The organism is Kitasatospora sp. NPDC057198 (assembly GCF_042670125.1).
Taxonomy (GTDB): Bacteria; Actinomycetota; Actinomycetes; order Streptomycetales; family Streptomycetaceae; genus Kitasatospora.
This window is the reverse complement of record NZ_JBHUWH010000136.1, coordinates 1-17,066: the sequence shown is the minus strand read 5'-3', so window position 1 is coordinate 17,066 and position 17,066 is coordinate 1. Positions and strand designations below refer to the sequence as shown.

The window sequence follows — 17,066 nt, the reverse complement described above, 5'->3', positions numbered from 1 at the left end:
CCCCGACACCCCCGACCGTCCTGACGATCCCGGCGGCTCCGGCAGCTCCGGCAGCTCCGGCAGCTCGGGCGGCCCCGGCGGCCCCGGCGGCTCGGGCGCCGGGCGGCCCCGGTCGTCCGACGCGGGCCGGGTGCTGGGCCGCTGGAAGAACTGGCTCACCCCGGTGGTGCTCAGCGCCCTGGTCGCGCTGGGCCTGTCGCTGCTCTACATGGGCAACATCCTGACGCCGCAGAAGCACCTCCACCACATGCCGATCGCCCTGGTCGACTCCGACGCCGGGCCGCCGCTGCCCGGCCAGTCCCGCCCGCTCGGCGCCGTGATCGCCGACCAGGTGGTGGCCGGCAGCCCGCCGGGCGAGATCGACTGGCGGCGGGTCAACCGCGAGGAGGCCCAGCGCCTGCTGTCCTCCGGCAAGGTCTACGGCGCCCTGGTGGTGCCGGAGGACTTCTCCCGTGCGGTGGCCGCGCTGACCACCGCCGACGCGCCCGCCCGGCCGAGGCTCCAGGTGCTGACCAACCCGGGCATGGGCGGCCTCGGCTCCGGCATCGCCAGCCAGATCAACCAGACCGCCGCGCAGAAGGCGTCGCAGGAGATCGGCAGGCAGCTGTCCGCCACCGCCGGCACGGAGACCGCCAGGGTGTTCCTCGCCGACCCGGTCGAGGTGTCCGTCGAGGCGGGCCACCCGATCGGCGAGCGCACCGGCGCCGGGCTCGGCGCGTTCTACTACACGCTGCTGCTGCTCCTGGCGGGCTTCATGACCGCGAACATCGTGCACGCCGGACTCGACGTCTCGATGGGCTTCGCGGACGCCGAGATCGGCCCGTTCCACCTGCGCGAACCCACCCTGCGGATCAGCCGCACCCAGGTCCTGCTGGCCAAGATGGGCATGACCGCGGGCGTCTCGCTGGTCTCCGCCAGCCTGGTGATGCTCGCCGCGACCGTCCTGCTCGACATGGACGCCCCGCACGCCTGGCAGCTGTGGCTGTACTCCTACTGCGCCGTCACCACCGTCGGCCTCGGCGTGCTGGCGGTCATCGCCGCGTTCGGCAACGTCGGGCAGCTGGTCGCGATGTTCGTGTTCATCGCCTTCGACCTGCCCGCCTCCGGCGCGACCGTCCCGCTGAGCGCCTCGCCCGGCTTCTACCGCTTCCTCGGCGTGTTCGAGCCGATGCGGCAGATGACCGATGCCGTCCGGTCGATCCTGTACTTCGACGCGCAGGCCGGCGCCGGACTGGTCCGCGGCTGGCTGATGCTGCCGCTGGGCGTGGCGGTGGCGCTGCTCTTCGGCTTCGGCATGACCCGCTACTACGACCGCCGGGGCATGCGCTTCGAGCCCGGCCACCGGTCCTGACCCGCCGCCGGGGCACCCGGCCGGGCGCCCCGGGCGTCCGGCCGGCCCGTCACCACAGCGCGTCCGCCGCCCCCGCCCCCGCGAAGGACAGCGCCGTGCCCAGCAGCACCGAGACCGCCAGGTACAGCCCCGACAGCGCGACCCGCCGGGTCGAGGCCAGCGTGAACACCTCGTACGAGAAGGTCGACCAGGTGGACAGCGCCCCGCAGAAGCCGGTGTCCAGCAGCAGTTGCGCGTGGGCGTCCAGCCGACCGTGCAGCGCCGCCCCGGCCAGGAAGCCGAGCAGCAGGCAGGCGGCGGCGTTGGCCGCCAGCGTCCCGTACGGGAACGGGCTGTGCACCCGGGACTTGACGGCCACCCCGGTAAGGTAGCGGGTCGGTGCGCCGAGCAGGCCGCCGAGCAGGACGAGCAGCCAGTCAGCGAGCACCGGACGCCTCCTGGTGCGCCGGGACGCCCACCGCGGCGCGGGCCGCGAACACGCCCAGCACCACCCCGGCCAGCGCCGCCGCCACCGTCAGCAGCAGGTAGGCCGCGGCGGTACCGTAGGCGTCGCCGCGCACCAACTCCCGCACGTTGTCCGTGTAGTGGGAGAAGGTGGTGAACCCGCCGAGGAAGCCGGTGCCCAGCAGGGCGCCCGCCATCCTCTTGTGCCGGGGGAAGCGCGCGGCCAGCACCGTCATCAGGGCGCCCATCGCCAGGCAGCCCACCGCGTTGACGGTGAGGACCGGCCACGGGAACGCGGTGCCGGTCGTCGGCCACAGCCGCTCCACCCCGTAGCGGGCGCCCGCGCCGACCGCCCCGCCCACCGCCACCGCGGCGACCACCGGCGGCTGCCGGCCCGGGGCGTGCTCGGAGTGGGCGTGGCCCGGCGGGCGGGCCCGGTGGTGCGCCGGGTCGAGGTACGGGTTGGTCATCGGGTTCCTCCGCGGGGCCGCCGTGGGCCGATCGGGCGAACAACCGCGAACACGCGGTTCCCCGGTTCGGCCGTCCGGTCGAACCGGGATAGAAGTGACACACGGTCATGTTCGGTGCGCACCAGCGTATTTCACCTGAACCGTGAGTCCTGGGACATTTCCGGAGAACAAGTGACACACGCTGCCGAAAACGGCAAGCGCGGCCCGCTGGACCGTGAACCGCTCGCCTACCTGGCGGCCGCCCTGCGCGGCGTCGGCCAGGTCGACCTGCAACCGCAGCTGCTCACCGGGGCGTTCATCCTCGCCGGGCTGTGGGCGGCGGGCTGGAAGGTCGGCCTGTTCGCCACCCTCGGCACGCTGCTCTCCACCGCCTCCGCCTACGCCCTGGGCGCCGACCGCGGCTCCCTCTCCCGAGGACTGCAGGGCTACTCGGGCTGCCTGACCGGCATCGCGCTGGTCGGCTCGCTCGGCCACCACCCCGCCACGTACGTCCTCACCGCCGTCGGCTGCGTGCTGTGCACCGTCCTGACCGCCGCCCTCACCACCCTGCTCGGCCCCTACGGGCTGACCCCGCTGACCGCGCCGTTCTGCGTCGTCTCCGGGGTGATAGTGCTCGGCGCCCCCTCCTTCGCCCGGATCTGGCACGGCGCGCCCGCCCCCGTCGCCGACCCCACCAGCGGCGACACCGGCATCACCTTCTCCGACCTGTGGCACGCCTTCTTCGCCAACGTCTCGCAGGTCTTCCTGGTGGACAGCTGGTACGTCGGCCTGATCATGCTGGCCGGACTGGCCTGCGCGGGCGTCCGGGTGGTGCTGTGGGCCGCGCTCGGCTCGGTGGCCGGCATCGTGGCGGCCTGGGCGCTGGGCGCCCCCACCGCGCAGATCTCCGCCGGGATCTACGGCTACAACGCCGTCCTGGTCGGCATCGCGCTCGGCGCCGTGTTCCTGGCCGGCACCGGCTGGAACGCGGGCTACGCGCTGTTCGGCGCCGGCCTGTCCACCGGGCTGACCGCCGCCATCACCTCGTTCTTCGCCCCCTTCGGCGGCCACACCTTCACCTGGCCGTTCATCCTCACCACCTGGGCGCTGCTGGCGGCCGTCCCGCAACTGCCCCGGCTGCGGGCCGCCACCGCCTGAGCAGCCCCCGTCCCGTCCCGTCCCCGTCCCGTCCCCGTCCCGTCCCCGTCCCCCGCTCCGAGGAAGGCTCCCGCCGATGAACCTCGCGCCCCGCGAGATCGACAAACTGGTCGTCTACGTGGTCGCGGACCTGGCCCGCAAACGCCAGGGACGCGGCCTCAAGCTGAACTACAGCGAAGCCGTCGCCCTGATCACCGAAGCCATCCTGGAGGCCGCCCGGGACGGCAGGTCGGTCGCCGACTGCATGGAACTGGGCCGGCACGTCCTGGGCGCCGACGCCTGCATGGACGGGGTGCGGCAGATGCTCCCGCTGCTCCAGGTCGAGGCGTCCTTCGTCGACGGCACCAAGCTGGTCTCCGTGCACGACCCCATCGGGGGCTGACCGTGCCCGGCACCCGCGTCCACGTCCTGGCGGTCTGCGGCCACGAGTCCGGGCACGGCAGCGCCCTGCGCCACCTCGCCGGACCGGACACCACCGTGGTCACCGGCGGCCGCGAGCTCTACCGGGCGCTCGCCGCCCGCCCCGCCCGGCAGGACACCGCCGTCGTCCCGATGACGCTCGGCCGGGACCGGGAACTGGTCGCCGACGCCGCCCGCGCCGTCCGCGCCCTGCCGCCGGAGGCGCACCGCGAGGGCGCCCCGGCCGGGGCGACCGCCGGTGCGCTCGTCGTCGCGGACCCGTTCGGCGGCCCCGAGCACCTGACCGGCTGGCTGCGCGCCGCCGCCGCCACCGTCCCCGCCGCGGCCGCGCTGCTGCTCACCGCCCCCGGCGGCGACCCGTACCAGGACGCCGAGCTGTACCGGGTCGCCCACCTGGTGCGCCGCCACGGGCGGCACCGGCTGGTGGAGTGCGCGCTGGTCGGCGGCGACCCCGAGCCGGCCGAGGGCGTGCGGCGCTGCGTGCTGCTGGGGGCCCGTCAGGTCGCGGTGCTCCCCGCCTCCTTCCTGCCGGCCGCCCTGCCGGACGCCCCCGCCGGGGCGGCCGTCCTGGACGCCGGGCCGCTGCTCGGCCCCGCCGCGCTCGCCGCGGTGCTCTCCGCCCGGGCCGCCGCCGCGCTGCGGCGGCTGCGGGAGAGCGGCGAGGACGGCCTGGCGGCCGCGCTGGGCGCCGCCGAGGGCCACGGGCCCGCCCACAGCCACGGGCCCGCCCACGGCCACGGCCCCGGCGGCCACCACCACGACCACCCGCACCCGCACCCGCAGCTCCACCTCCAGCAGCACGTCCACCCGTCCCCGCTGACGGCGGCAAGGAGTCACCCATGAGTTTCGGCACGTACCTGTACGGCGACGGCGACATCGAGATCAACGCGGGCCGCCGCACCCTGACCGTCGAGGTGGTCAACACCGGCGACCGGGCGGTCCAGATCGGATCCCACTACCACTTCTTCGAGGTCAACCCGGCGCTGCGGTTCGACCGCGACCGGACGCTCGGCATGCACCTGAACATCCCGGCCGGCACCTCGGTGCGGATCGAGCCCGGCGGCACCCGCGAGGTCGAGCTGTGCGAGTACGGCGGCACCGGCCGGCTGGTCGGCTTCAGCGGGCTGCTGGGTGGCAGCACCGTCTCCCACCCGGCCCGGATCGAGGCGTTCCGCAAGGCGTACGCGGACGGCTTCGAGGGCGCGAAGGACGACGGCGAGTCCGGCGAGCCGTCCGGGAGGCCGTCGGGGAAGCCGTCCGGCAAGCCGTCCGGCAAGTCGTCCGGGAAGAAGACCGCGAAGAAGAAGGGCGCCAACTGACATGCCGATCATGACCCGCAGGCAGTACACCGACATGTTCGGCCCCACCGTCGGGGACCGCTTCCAACTCGCCGACACCAACCTGGTGGTGGAGGTCGAGAAGGACTTCAGCGAGGGCCTGTACGGCGACGAGATCGTCTACGGCGGCGGCAAGACCATGCGCGACGGCATGGGCGCCGACCCGCAGGCCACCGCCGCGCAGGGCGCGCTGGACACCGTGATCACCAACGTGGTGGTGATCGACCCGGTGATCGGCGTCGTCAAGTGCGACATCGGCATCAAGGACGGCTTCATCGCGGGCATCGGCAAGTCCGGCAACCCGCAGACCCAGGACCGCGTCGACCCGCGCCTGGTGGTCGGCCCCGGCACCGAGGCGATCTCCGGCGAGCACCTGATCGCCACCGCGGGCGCGATCGACACCCACGTCCACCTGATCTCCCCGCAGCAGGCCGAGCAGGCGCTCACCAACGGCATCACCACCCTGATCGGCGGCGGCACCGGCCCCTCCGACGGCACCAACGGCACCACCTGCACGCCCGGCCCGTTCAACATCGCCCGGTTCCTGCAGGCCGTCGAGGAGGTGCCGGTCAACGTCGGCATCATGGGCAAGGGCAACGGCAGCCTGCCCGCCGCGCTGGACGAGCAGATCGCGGCCGGCGCCTGCGCGCTGAAGGTGCACGAGGACTGGGGCGCCACCCCCGCCGTCATCGACAACGCGCTGAGCGTCGCCGACCGGCACGACGTGCAGGTGGCCATCCACACCGACAGCCTGAACGAGTCCGGCTTCTTCGAGGACACCCGCTCGGCGATCGACGGCCGCACCATCCACACCTTCCACTCCGAGGGCGCGGGCGGCGGCCACGCCCCCGACATCCTGCGGGTCACCGGCGAGCCCAACGTGCTGCCCTCCTCCACCAACCCGACGCTGCCCTACACCAAGAACTCGGTGGACGAGCTGCTCGACATGGTGATGGTCTGCCACCACCTCAACCCCGACATCCCCGAGGACGTCTCCTTCGCCGACTCCCGGGTCCGCGCCGAGACCATCGCCGCCGAGTCGGTGCTGCACGACCTCGGCGTGATCAGCATCGTCTCCTCCGACTCGCAGGCGATGGGCCGGGTCGGCGAGTCCGTCACCCGCTGCTTCCAGATCGCCCACCACTGCAAGGACAAGCGCGGACCGCTGGACGGCGACAGCGCCCGCAACGACAACCAGCGGGTGCTGCGCTACCTGGCCAAGGTCACCATCAACCCGGCCATCGCCACCGGCATCGCCGACCACGTCGGCTCGCTGGAGGCCGGCAAGCTCGCCGACATCGTGCTCTGGCCGATCCACTCCTTCGCCGCCAAGCCCAAGATGATCATCAAGGGCGGGATCATCTCCTGGGCCCAGATGGGCGACCCGAACGCCTCGCTGCCCACCCCCCAACCGGTGCTCTACCGGCCGATGTTCGGCCAGTTCGGCCGCGCCCAGCAGGCCACCCACGTCACCTTCATGTCGCAGGCCGGGATCGCCGCCGGCGTCCCCGAGGAACTCGGCCTCCAGCGCCGCGTCCTGCCGGTGCGCGGCACCCGCGTCATCGGCAAGCACAACATGGTGCGCAACGACGCGCTGCCGAAGGTCGAGGTCGACCCGGAGACCTTCAAGGTCACCCTGGACGGCGAGGTCGCCACCATCGAACCCGCCCAGTCGCTGCCGCTCAACCAGCTCTACTTCGTGGTGTAGCGGATGTTCCTCAGCCCGGACGACCGCCCGGACGACCGCTCGGAGCACCACCCGGAGCACCACCCGGAGCACCACCCGGAGCACCCGTCCCCCGAGCCGCGGCCCGGGGGACTGGCCGCCCTGCTGGTCAGCCTGCAACTGGCCGACTCCGCCTTCCCCAGCGGCTTCTACACCCTCTCGCACAGCCTGGAGGGCTACGCCCAGGCCGGGGCCGTCACCCCCGACACGCTGCCCGCGCTGCTCGCCGACCTGCTCCGGCACGGCGTCGGCCCGTCCGACGCCACCGCCCTCGCGCTGGTCCACCGGGCGGTGCTCGCCGGGGACACCGCCGCCGCGGTCCGCGTCGACCGGCGGCTGTACGCGGGCAAGCTGAGCCGCGAGGTGCGGCAGGCCGCCACCCGCACCGGAAGGCAGCTGCTCGACCTGGCGGCGGAGGTCTTCGACCGGCCGCCGATCGCCGCGCACCTGCGGCTGGTCACCGAGCGCCGCACCCCCGGCTGCCAGGCCGTCGCCGCCGGGATCGTGCAGGCCGCCGCCGGCGTGCCGGTCGAACAGGCCGTCGCCGCCGACCTGTTCGCCTTCAGCGCCAGCTTCGCCGGGGCCGCGCTGCGGCTGCGGCTGACCGACCACCGCAGGGCCCAGGTGCTGCTGCGCGGCGCCGCCCCCGTCATCGAGGAGACCGTCCGCGCGGCCCTCGCCCGCCCGGAGGCCGACCTCGGGGCCGGCGCCCCGGCCTCCGACATCATGTCCGGCCGCCACGAGCGCGCCGACGCCCGGCTGTTCGCCAGCTGACCCCGACACAGAAGGAGAGACCAGTGGACGACAACGTCCTGCGGATCGGCATCGGCGGCCCGGTGGGCTCCGGCAAGACCGCGCTGATCGAGGCGCTGGTGCCGGTGCTGATCGCCCGCGGCCACCGCCCCGCCGTGATCACCAACGACATCTACACCCAGGAGGACGCCCAGCACGTGCGCCGCACCCTGGCCGGCGTCCTCGACCCCGAACTGGTGGTCGGCGTGGAGACCGGCGCCTGCCCGCACACCGCCGTCCGCGACGACCCGACGATGAACCTGGCCGCCGGGGCCGAACTCCTGGAGCGCTTCCCCGAGGTCGACACCCTGCTGTACGAGTCCGGCGGCGACAACCTCACGCTGACCTTCAGCCCCGTCCTGGTCGACGTGTTCGTGTTCGTGCTGGACACCGCCGAGGGCGAGAAGATGCCCCGCAAGCGCGGTCCCGGCATCACCGAGTCCGACCTGCTCGTCATCAACAAGATCGACATCGCCCGGTACGTGCGCACCGACATCGGCGTCATGGAGTCCGACGCGCACCGCGTCCGCGGCGGCAAGCCCGTCATCCTCACCAACTCCCTCGACGGCACCGGCATCGAGGAACTCGCCGCCTTCCTCGGCGCCCGCCGCAAGGCGCTGATCTGACCGTGCCCCCCGCGCTCCTCCGCACCGTGCGGACCGCCGCCGCCGACCGGCTCGACCCGGCGCACTGGGCCGCCGGCCACCTCCCCGCCGAGGTGGCCGGCCTGGCCGCCCGCCCCGACACCCTCGCCCCCGGCTCACCCGCCAAGGTCGGCATCCTCGACCTGGCCTTCGCCGTCCGCGGCGGCCGCACCGAACTCGTCGAGCGGTACCAGAAGACCCCGCTGCAGATCATGCGCCCGCTGTGGATCGACCCCGCCCGGCCCGACACCGCGTACGTCTACCTGATGGCCACCGGCGGCGGCGTCGCCCAGGCCGACCGCTACCGGATCGACGCCCGCTGCGGCCCCGGCACCCGCGTCCACCTCACCACCCAGGCCGCCACCAAGGTGTTCCGGATGGAACAGGACTACGCCAGCCAACTCGTCCACCTCACCGCCGGCGACGGCGCCTACCTGGAGTACCTGCCCGACCCGCTGATCCCGTTCCGCGGCTCCCGGTTCCACCAGCGCACCACCGTCACCGCCGCGCCCGGCGCCACCGTCGTGCTCGGCGAGACCATCACCGCCGGACGGCTCGCCCGCGGCGAACGGCACGACTACCGGGTGCTCGCCACCGACCTGGAGATCGCCCGCCCCGACGGCACCCTGCTTGCCGTCGACGCCCTGCGGCTGCTCCCCGGCGGCGACCGCACCGCCGTCACCGGGCCCGCCGTGTTCGCCGGGCACGACCACCTCGCCACCCTGTACGCCGTCAGCGACCTGCGCCCCGCCGCCGAGATCGCCGACACCCTGCACCGCGCCCTCGACGGCAGCGGCCTGCGCTACGGCGTCTCCACCCTCCCCGAGGACAGCGGCGCCTGGCTGCGCCTGCTGGAGGACAGCCCCGTGCGCACCGCCGCCGCCCTGGACGCCGCCTGGCGGGCCGTCCGGCTGCTGCTCACCGGCGAGCCCGCGCCCGCGCTGCGCAAGACCTGACCGCCCGCTCGCCCGCTCGCCCGTTCGTCCGTTCGTCCCGGGAGGTAACCCCGTGCTCTCCGCGCTCCCGCCGATGCCTCCGGCCTACAACGCCGGCGACACGGCCTGGCTGCTGGCCTCCACCGCCATGGTCCTGCTGATGACGCCCGGCCTGGCGTTCTTCTACGGCGGCATGGTCCGGCTCAAGCACGTCCTGATGATGATCAAGATGAGCTTCGCCGCGCTCGCCTTCGGCAGCCTGGTCTGGTGGGCGCTCGGCTACACCCTGGCCTTCGGACCGGACGCCGGCGGGGCCGGGATCATCGGCAACCTCGACCGGGCGTTCCTGCGCGGCGTGGAGATCAACACCCTCACCGGCGCCATCCCCACCTACATCTTCGCCACCTTCCAGATGGGCTTCGCCGTCGTCACCGTCGCCCTGATCAGCGGCTCGGTCGCCGACCGGGCCCGGATGCGCGGCTGGCTGCTGTTCGTCCCGCTGTGGCTGCTGGTGGTCTACGTGCCCACCGCCCACTGGGTGTTCGACCCGCAGGGCTGGATCCACGACCGGCTCGGCGCGCTCGACTTCGCCGGCGGCCTGCCCGTCGAACTCAGCTCCGGCGTCGCCGGCCTCGCCGTCGCGCTCGCCCTGCGCGGCCCGCGCGACTGGGCCCGGCGCGAGGAGCGGCCCAACAACATCCCGCTGGTGGTGATCGGCGTCGGGCTGCTCTGGTTCGGCTGGTTCGGCTTCAACTCCGGCTCCGCGCTCACCGACCAGGGCGCCGCCGCCGCGGCCTTCCTGAACACCCAGCTCGGGGCCGCCGCCGCCATGGTCGGCTGGCCGCTGGTCGAGAAGTGGCGCACCGGCCGGGTCAGCACCACCGGCGTGGTCTCCGCGGGCGTGGCCGGCATGGTCGCCATCACCCCCGCCTGCGGCGAGATCGACCCGCTCGGCGCCGTCGTCACCGGCCTGGTCGCCGGGGCGGTCTGCGCCTGGGCCGTCACCCTCAAGTACCGCTTCGGCGTGGACGACACCCTCGACGTGGTCGGCGTGCACGGCGTCGGCGGCCTCACCGGCCTGCTCATGGTCGGCCTGTTCGCCACCGCCCGGATCAGCGGCACCGAGGGCCTGTTCTACGGCGGCGGCTGGAGCCTGCTGGGCAAGCAGGTGCTCGCCGTCCTCGCGGTCGCCGCGTTCTCCTTCCCCCTGACCTGGCTGCTCGCCAAGCTCGTCCACGCGGCCGTCGGCTTCCGGGCCGACGCCGAGTACCAGCACGTCCCCGGCGAGCCCGAGGAGGCCGCCTACGACACCCTCACCGCGGCCCGGCTCGGCTCGCTGGTCGACTCCGAGGCCGCCCGCAGCGACAGCGAACTCGTCCGGAAGATCACCGAGTTGATCGCGGCCCGGCGCGAGGACGGCAGCTGACCCCGGGCGGCTCGGGACCCGCCGGCGGGCGTGCGGGTGTGCGGGTGGCGCGGCGGTGCGGGTCTGCGGGCCTGGACAGCGGGCGCCGGGGTGGCGGAGGATGCGCGCGGCGCCCCGGCGGGCAGGCCCCGGAAACGGCAAAGGCAGGGAGCTCGCGCTCTCCTGCCGTTATCAAACTTATACCGTAAGGGGGGCCTTGCCGCAAGGCCCCCCCGATGCCGCACAATCGCTGGTCTGAACCGGGAACCCGCGCAAACAGCACAAACGGGGCAGACCGCGAGCAGCACGCGGACGGAGCGCGGCCCACCCGGCAGCGGATCGGAGTCACCACCCATGAACCAGCCGACGACCAGCGCCTTCGACCTGCCCGAGCGGCTCGCCGCCAAGGCGGACCCGGCCCTGATCGCCGCCGACGACCGGCACTTCGCCGAGGTCGCCGACACCCTGCGCCGGGACACCGCGGAGCTGACCGCGCGCCTGGAGCAGGTGCGCCGCAGCCCCGGCGGGGCCGGGCAGGCCGCGATGGACCGCGACAACGAGGTGCACCAGCTCTCCGCCCGGCTGCGCACCCTCAGCCGCTTCGGCCACGACCTGTGCCTGGGCCGGATCGTCCGCGCCGACGACCCCGAACCGGTCTACATCGGCCGCCTCGGCCTCGCCGACGCCGACGGCCGCCGCCTGCTGGTCGACTGGCGCTCGCCCGCCGCCGAACCCTTCTTCGCCGCCACCCACGCCAACCCGATGGGCCTGGCCAGCCGCCGCCGCTACCGCTGGCAGCGCGGCAAGGTCGGCGACTACTGGGACGAGGTGTTCACCGCCGACGGCCTCGACGGCCACGCCGCCCTCGACGACCAGTCCGCGTTCATCGCCAGCCTCGGCAGCTCCCGCTCCGAGCGGATGCGCGACGTGCTGGCCACCATCCAGGCCGACCAGGACGCCATCATCCGGGCCGGCTCGCGCGGCGCCCTGGTCGTCGACGGCGGCCCCGGCACCGGCAAGACCGTCGTCGCCCTGCACCGCACCGCCCACCTGCTGTACTCCGACCCGCGGCTGGGCCACCGCAAGGGCCGCGTCCTGTTCGTCGGCCCGCACCAGCCGTACCTGGCGTACGTCTCCGACGTGCTGCCCAGCCTCGGCGAGGAGGGCGTGCAGACCTGCACCCTGCGCGACCTGCTGCCCGAGGGCGCCGCCGTCGCCCCCGAACCCGACCCCGAGGTGGCCCGGCTGAAGGCCGCCGCCGGCATGGTGCACGCGATCGAGAAGGCCGTCGCCGTCTACGAGGAGCCGCCCGCCGAGGGCCGCAAGCTCTCCACCGAGTGGTACGAGCTGTGGATCGACCCCGAGGACTGGTCCGAGGCGTTCGCCGCCCCCGGCCCCGGCGTCCCGCACAACGAGGCCCGCCAGCAGATCCTCGACGAACTGATCACCATCCTGCTCGACAAGAACGCCGACTCCTTCGACGACGAGGAGGACGGCATCTCGCCCGAGGTGCTCCGCCGCGAACTGCGCCGCGACCCCGAACTGCTCGGCGCGCTGCGCCGCGCCTGGCCGATCCTCGAACCCACCGACCTGGTCGGCGACCTGTGGACCGTCCCCGCCTACCTGCGGCTGTGCGCGCCCTGGCTGAGCCGCGAGGAGATCCGCACCCTCCAGCGCACCGACCCCGCCGCCTGGACGCTCGCCGACCTGCCGCTGCTCGACGCCGCCCGCCGCCGCCTCGGCGACACCGACGCCGACCGCCGCCAGCGCGCCCACCGGGCCCGGCTGGCCGCCGAACGCGAGCTGATGGACGGCGTCGTCGACCACCTGCTCGACGCCGACTACGACAGCGAGGGCGCGGTCGCCATGCTGCGCGGCGCCGACCTGCGCGAGGCACTGATCGACCACACCGAGGCCGAACCCGTCGACCCCGACCTGCTGGCCGGCCCGTTCGCGCACATCGTGGTCGACGAGGCGCAGGAACTCACCGACGCCGAGTGGCAGATGCTGATCGCCCGCTGCCCGTCCCGCTCCTTCACCATCGTCGGCGACCGCGCCCAGGCCCGGCACGGCTTCACCGAATCGTGGACCGAACGCCTGGAACGGGCCGGCCTGGACCGGGTCGCCCTCACCTCGCTGACCGTCAACTACCGCACCCCCGAAGAGGTGATGGCCGAGGCCGAGCCGGTCATCCGGGCCGCCCTGCCGGACGCCAACGTCCCGACCTCGATCCGGCGCAGCGGCCTGCCCGTCCACCACGGCGCCCGCACCGAACGCGACGCGCTGCTGGACGCCTGGCTCGCCGAGCACCCCGAGGGCACCGCCTGCGTGATCGGCGACCCGACCTTCCTCGGCGGTGGCCGGGTCCGCTCGCTCAGCCCCGAACTGGTCAAGGGCCTGGAGTTCGACCTGGTGGTGATCGTCGACCCGGAGTCCTTCGGCGAGGGCATCGAGGGCGCCGTCGACCGGTACGTGGCGATGACCCGCGCCACCGGGCAGCTGGCGATCCTGCGCTGACTCCCGTCCGGGAGGCGCTACTCGGCGAGGGCGTCGGTGTCCTGCGGGGCGTCGGCGTCCCGCGGGGCGTCGGCGTCCTGCGGGGCGTCCGGGTCGTCGAGCTCCAGGCGGACGTCGGCCGGGTCGGCGGGCAGGAAGCGGACGGTGGCCGGGTCGCCGGGGCGGGGACGGGAGTGGGCGGGGAAGGAGAGCGGGCACTGCGCCGAGCGCCCGACGCCGCCCGCCTCGTACCGCACCGTCAACGTCGCCCAGTAGCGGCCCTCGTGGTTCGGCTCCTCGGAGATCCCGGCGACCTTGACCACGGTGGCCCGCACCGCCTCGCCCTCGGTGCGGATCCGCCGCTCCAGCAGCGCCGCCGCCCGCTGCTCCGTCCGGTCCGCCAGCCACCACCGGCGCGAGTGCCGGGCCGCGGGCACCGCCCCCGCCGCCGCCAGCAGCGCGACCGCCGCGAGCGGCCAGCCGCCCCAGCCGCCCGCCGCCGCGCCACCGGCCCCCAGCGCCGTGCCCGCCAGCACGGCCGTGCCCGCGCCGAACACCGGCACCCCGCCGTCCGGGCCGCCGCCCCGAGCCGTCAACTGCCCGAACACGAAGGCCAGGAACGCCCCGAACAGCGCCAGCCCCGCGACCACCCACCCCTCGGCGGCGGGAAGGGCCGGCCGCGCCCGGGCCGCGCCGAAGCCGCCCGCCGCCACCAGCACCGCGAAGAACCCGGCGCCGAACCAGCGCCCGCCCGAAAAGCCCGGCCAGCGCGGCTCGTCCGGGACCACCGTGTCGTCCATGGGCGCGATGCTAGCGGCCCCGGGTGAATGGTCCAGTCCAATGCCGGTCGCAGGCGTCAACTTGCGGCGGGGCGGCCCTGTTTCCGCGCATACTCGACGGGACGACCGAGCACGACGACCGAGTACGACGCCCCGAACCCTCCCTCCCCCCGCCCCCTCCCCGACGAGCCGAGGTGCCGTGCGCGAACCCCACCTGGACGCGGAGCTGGCCGCCGCGCTGGCCGCCCGCGGCGGAGTGCCCGCCCCGCTGACGCCCGACGCCCTGGCGCGGTGGCAGCGGCACGACGCCGCCCGGCGGCCGCGCCCGACCCTGCGGCAACTCGCCGACGGCGGAAGCTTCGCGGCCACCGAGCACGACGCCGACGGCACCCCGCTGGTCGCCGCCCGCCCCGCCGGGGCCGACCGGCCGCTGCCCGCCCTGCTCTACCTGCACGGCGGCGGCCTGATCGGCGGCAACGCGTACGCCGTCCTGCCGCGCGTGCTGCGGGAGCTGGCCCGGCCGCTGGGGCTGGCCGTGCTCTCCGTCGACTACCCGCTCGCCCCCGCCGCCCGCTACCCCGCCCCGCTGCACGCCTGCCGCACCGCGCTGCGCTGGGCCGTCCGGCACGCCGAACGCCTGCGGATCGACCCCGGGCGGATCGTGCTGGCCGGCAAGAGCGCCGGCGGCGGGCTGGCCGCCGCGCTCGCCCTGCTGCTGCGCGACGAGGGCGGCCCGGCGCCGCTCGGCCAACTGCTGCTCAGCCCGATGCTGGACGACCGCGGCACCACCGCCTCCACCCGGCAGGCCGCCGGCCACGACACCTGGGACGCCGTCTCCAACGCCACCGCCTGGCAGGCCGCCCTCGGCCCGCTGCACCGCACCCCCGACCTCCCCCCGTACGCCGCCCCCGCCCGGGCCCGCGACCTCTCCGGCCTGCCCCCTGCCTACCTGGAGGTCGGCTCCGCCGAGACCTTCCGCGACGAGGTCACCGCCTACGCGAACGCCCTGTGGCGCGACGGCGGCCGCGCCGAACTGCACGTCTGGCCCGGCGCCTGCCACGGCTTCGACACCCTCGCCCCGCACGCCGAGATCAGCCGCACGGCGGTCGCGGCCCGGACGGACTGGCTGCGCCGGCTGCTCGGACCCGGCCCGGAGCCGTTCGGCCCGCCGACGCATTGACGGGCGCCGGGGGCACGCCGGGATCCTGGCGGGATGAGCCCTTGCCCGCACTGTTCGCGGCTCGTCGACCCTACCGGCCCAGCGGTGTCGACGAGTTACCGCGACGGCCCGCACCGGTGGATCCCCGTGGTGGAGGACATCCACGGCTGGAGCCCGGACTTCCTCTGGCACCCGCGCTGCTACGCCCGGCGGTACGGCGTCACGGAGCTGGAACGGCTGATCGGCGACCACTGGCGGGAGCGGCTGCGCCGCGCGCCGAAGCAGATCGAACCCCCCGTCTGACGCGGCACTAGGACGGGCCGGTCGGCGGGGTCCCGGCCGTCTGGGAGCGGAAGCTGTGGCCGAGTTCCGGGCCGAGTCCGTAGTAGTGGCGGAAGTTGTAGACCAGCGGGCTCCAGGCGACCGGGTCGACGTGCTGGGTGCCGGGGACGACGATCCGCGGATCGGCGTGGACCTCGAGCACGTGGGCTTCGACGAGGAGGAACGCCCCGGTCGCGTCGGTGTGCACCCGGGCCGCGCGGGCCTCCAGTTGCAGGGGGCACTCGGCGACCCGGGGCGGCCGGACCGACTCGGAGGGTTCGGGGCGCAGGCCGGCGGCGGCGAACTTGTCCGGCTCGAAGCGGAAGGCGCCGCGCTTGGCCGCGGGCACCGGGGTGCGCCCGGTCAGCGGCGCCAGCCGTTCCACCGCCGGCCACTGCGCGGGCGCGGGCAGGTTGATCACGAGTTCGGGCCGGCTGCGGAGGTTGTGCGCGGTCTGCCCCTCGACGCCCACGCCGAGGACGACCACCCGGCCCAGCGCCCAGGCCGACGACATCGGCGCCAGGTTGAAGGAGCCGTCCTCGTTCTCCGTCGAGAGCAGCACGACCGGCGTCCCGAAGTACAGGATGCTCGGCGTGATGGTCAGGTGGTCGGCCGAGGTGGCGCGGGGCAGCGGGCTTGGCGTCGCGGTGTTCATGGACCCGACGGTAGGGCGAGGATCCTTCGGCGCCCGCCGAAGGATCACCGGTGGATGATGGACGGTGATGAAAGACCACGACGCGCACACCGAAGGCCCGGACCTGGCCGCCCTGGCCGCGCTGCTGGCCGACAGCACCCGGGCGACCTTCTGCCTGGCGCTGCTGGACGGTCGCGCGTGGACCGCGACCGAGCTGGCGCGCCACGCCGGAGTGGCCGCCTCGACCGCGACCGAGCACCTGAACCGCCTCGTCGCGGGGGGCCTGCTCGCCGAGGAGCGCCAGGGCCGCCACCGCTACGTCCGCCTCGCCGACCTCGAAACGGCCGAACTGATCGAGAACCTCGCCTCGCTGGCTCCGCGACGCCCCATTCCGCCCAGCACCCTGCCCGCGGTCAACCGCAGCCGGGCACTGGCCCGCGCCCGCACCTGCTACGACCACCTGGCCGGTGCCCTCGGGGTCGCGATCACCGAGTCGATGACCCGTCGGGGGCTGCTGGGCTGGGAGCACGGGCCGGCGCTCACCGGCGACGGGGCCGCCTGGCTGGCCGGACTCGGCATCGCCCTGCCCCCGGCCACCCGGCGTCCGGCCGTCCGCTCGTGCCTGGACTGGACCGAACGCCGCCCCCACCTGGCCGGAGCCGTCGGCGCCGCCGTGTGCGCCCACGCCTTTGAATCCGGCTGGATCACCCGGATCGGCACCGGCCGCGCCGTCGCCCTCACCGCCGCCGGCCGGCACGCGCTCCACGAGCACCTCGGCCTGTCCGACGAGTTCGGCACCCCCGGCGACTGAGAACCGCTGCCGGGCCCTCTCGTTCGGATCCTCTGCTCGTTGGTCCGGGTGTCGTTGACCGACGCCCGGTGGACGCGGATCGAGCCGTTGCTACCGGACCGGTTCGCAGGGGGTGGGCCTGCCGGAGGAGTACGGCAACCGGCGGCTCCGATGCGACGGGGGCGACCGGCGGGCCGACGTGGCCCGGCCCCGGCCGCGCTGCGCG

18 protein-coding genes are annotated in these 17,066 nt (G+C 74.8%); 14 read left to right on the top strand and 4 right to left on the bottom strand.

Annotated features, from left to right (window positions below):
* On the top strand, positions 1-1,351 hold a 1,351-nt coding region (locus tag ACFUEL_RS17540), incomplete at its 5' end, for a DUF3533 domain-containing protein (protein ID WP_380237171.1).
* A 49-nt stretch (positions 1,352-1,400) separates the two neighbouring features.
* On the opposite strand, the gene ACFUEL_RS17535 is transcribed toward ACFUEL_RS17540, so the two are convergent.
* Both ACFUEL_RS17535 and ACFUEL_RS17530 read right to left on the bottom strand, forming a co-directional pair.
* On the bottom strand, positions 1,401-1,778 hold the full coding sequence (locus ACFUEL_RS17535) for a fluoride efflux transporter FluC (protein ID WP_380237170.1): 378 nt from the start codon (positions 1,776-1,778) through the stop codon (positions 1,401-1,403).
* Entirely contained in the window at positions 1,768-2,265 is a 498-nt protein-coding gene (locus tag ACFUEL_RS17530; RefSeq protein WP_380237168.1) for a fluoride efflux transporter FluC, read from the bottom strand. Before ACFUEL_RS17530 ends, ACFUEL_RS17535 begins: the two co-directional genes overlap by 11 nt.
* Before the next feature lie 171 nt (positions 2,266-2,436).
* Between ACFUEL_RS17530 and ACFUEL_RS17525 the strand changes: the two genes are divergently transcribed.
* The 10 genes from ACFUEL_RS17525 (at position 2,437) to helR (ending at position 13,178) form a co-directional block, all read left to right on the top strand.
* A complete protein-coding gene (locus ACFUEL_RS17525) occupies positions 2,437-3,402 on the top strand; it encodes an urea transporter (RefSeq protein ID WP_380237167.1) in 966 nt (321 codons plus the stop codon).
* A gap of 76 nt (positions 3,403-3,478) precedes the next feature.
* Positions 3,479-3,784 (top strand): urease subunit gamma, encoded by a 306-nt coding sequence (locus tag ACFUEL_RS17520; protein WP_380237166.1) that lies wholly within the window; start codon positions 3,479-3,481, stop codon positions 3,782-3,784.
* A gap of 2 nt (positions 3,785-3,786) precedes the next feature.
* On the top strand, positions 3,787-4,665 hold the full coding sequence (locus tag ACFUEL_RS17515) for a cobalamin biosynthesis protein CbiX (RefSeq protein WP_380237165.1): 879 nt from the start codon (positions 3,787-3,789) through the stop codon (positions 4,663-4,665).
* Positions 4,662-5,141 carry an urease subunit beta gene (locus ACFUEL_RS17510; protein WP_380237164.1) on the top strand — a complete coding sequence of 160 codons (480 nt, stop codon included), beginning with the start codon at positions 4,662-4,664 and terminating at the stop codon, positions 5,139-5,141. The genes ACFUEL_RS17515 and ACFUEL_RS17510 overlap by 4 nt, the downstream gene beginning before the upstream one ends.
* 1 nt (position 5,142) lies before the next feature.
* Positions 5,143-6,867, top strand: coding sequence for an urease subunit alpha (ureC, locus tag ACFUEL_RS17505; RefSeq protein WP_380237163.1), 1,725 nt, complete (start codon positions 5,143-5,145; stop codon positions 6,865-6,867).
* A 3-nt stretch (positions 6,868-6,870) separates the two neighbouring features.
* Positions 6,871-7,659 carry an urease accessory protein UreF gene (locus tag ACFUEL_RS17500; RefSeq protein ID WP_380237162.1) on the top strand — a complete coding sequence of 263 codons (789 nt, stop codon included), beginning with the start codon at positions 6,871-6,873 and terminating at the stop codon, positions 7,657-7,659.
* A 23-nt stretch (positions 7,660-7,682) separates the two neighbouring features.
* Complete coding sequence (ureG, locus tag ACFUEL_RS17495; protein ID WP_380237161.1) at positions 7,683-8,303, top strand: urease accessory protein UreG; 621 nt, start codon at positions 7,683-7,685, stop codon at positions 8,301-8,303.
* Positions 8,304-8,305: 2 nt separating this feature from the next.
* Positions 8,306-9,277, top strand: coding sequence for an urease accessory protein UreD (locus ACFUEL_RS17490; RefSeq protein ID WP_380237159.1), 972 nt, complete (start codon positions 8,306-8,308; stop codon positions 9,275-9,277).
* A 73-nt stretch (positions 9,278-9,350) separates the two neighbouring features.
* Entirely contained in the window at positions 9,351-10,682 is a 1,332-nt protein-coding gene (locus tag ACFUEL_RS17485; protein ID WP_380237172.1) for an ammonium transporter, read from the top strand.
* A gap of 333 nt (positions 10,683-11,015) precedes the next feature.
* Positions 11,016-13,178, top strand: a complete 2,163-nt coding sequence (helR, locus tag ACFUEL_RS17480; RefSeq protein ID WP_380237157.1) for an RNA polymerase recycling motor ATPase HelR — start codon at positions 11,016-11,018, stop codon at positions 13,176-13,178.
* Positions 13,179-13,195: 17 nt separating this feature from the next.
* On the opposite strand, the gene ACFUEL_RS17475 is transcribed toward helR, so the two are convergent.
* The gene (locus tag ACFUEL_RS17475; protein WP_380237156.1) at positions 13,196-13,957 is read right to left on the bottom strand and encodes a hypothetical protein; all 762 of its coding nucleotides are present in this window, start codon (positions 13,955-13,957) and stop codon (positions 13,196-13,198) included.
* Positions 13,958-14,135: 178 nt separating this feature from the next.
* On the opposite strand from ACFUEL_RS17475, the gene ACFUEL_RS17470 reads away from it, so the two are divergent.
* Together ACFUEL_RS17470 and ACFUEL_RS17465 are read left to right on the top strand one after the other, a co-directional pair.
* Complete coding sequence (locus ACFUEL_RS17470; protein WP_380237155.1) at positions 14,136-15,116, top strand: alpha/beta hydrolase; 981 nt, start codon at positions 14,136-14,138, stop codon at positions 15,114-15,116.
* 84 nt (positions 15,117-15,200) lie between these two features.
* A complete protein-coding gene (locus ACFUEL_RS17465; protein ID WP_380237154.1) occupies positions 15,201-15,398 on the top strand; it encodes a hypothetical protein in 198 nt (65 codons plus the stop codon).
* A 7-nt stretch (positions 15,399-15,405) separates the two neighbouring features.
* On the opposite strand, the gene ACFUEL_RS17460 is transcribed toward ACFUEL_RS17465, so the two are convergent.
* Complete coding sequence (locus ACFUEL_RS17460; protein ID WP_380237153.1) at positions 15,406-16,071, bottom strand: flavin reductase family protein; 666 nt, start codon at positions 16,069-16,071, stop codon at positions 15,406-15,408.
* 67 nt (positions 16,072-16,138) lie between these two features.
* Between ACFUEL_RS17460 and ACFUEL_RS17455 the strand changes: the two genes are divergently transcribed.
* Positions 16,139-16,861, top strand: coding sequence for an ArsR/SmtB family transcription factor (locus ACFUEL_RS17455; RefSeq protein WP_380237151.1), 723 nt, complete (start codon positions 16,139-16,141; stop codon positions 16,859-16,861).
* Positions 16,862-17,066: the final 205 nt, after the last annotated feature.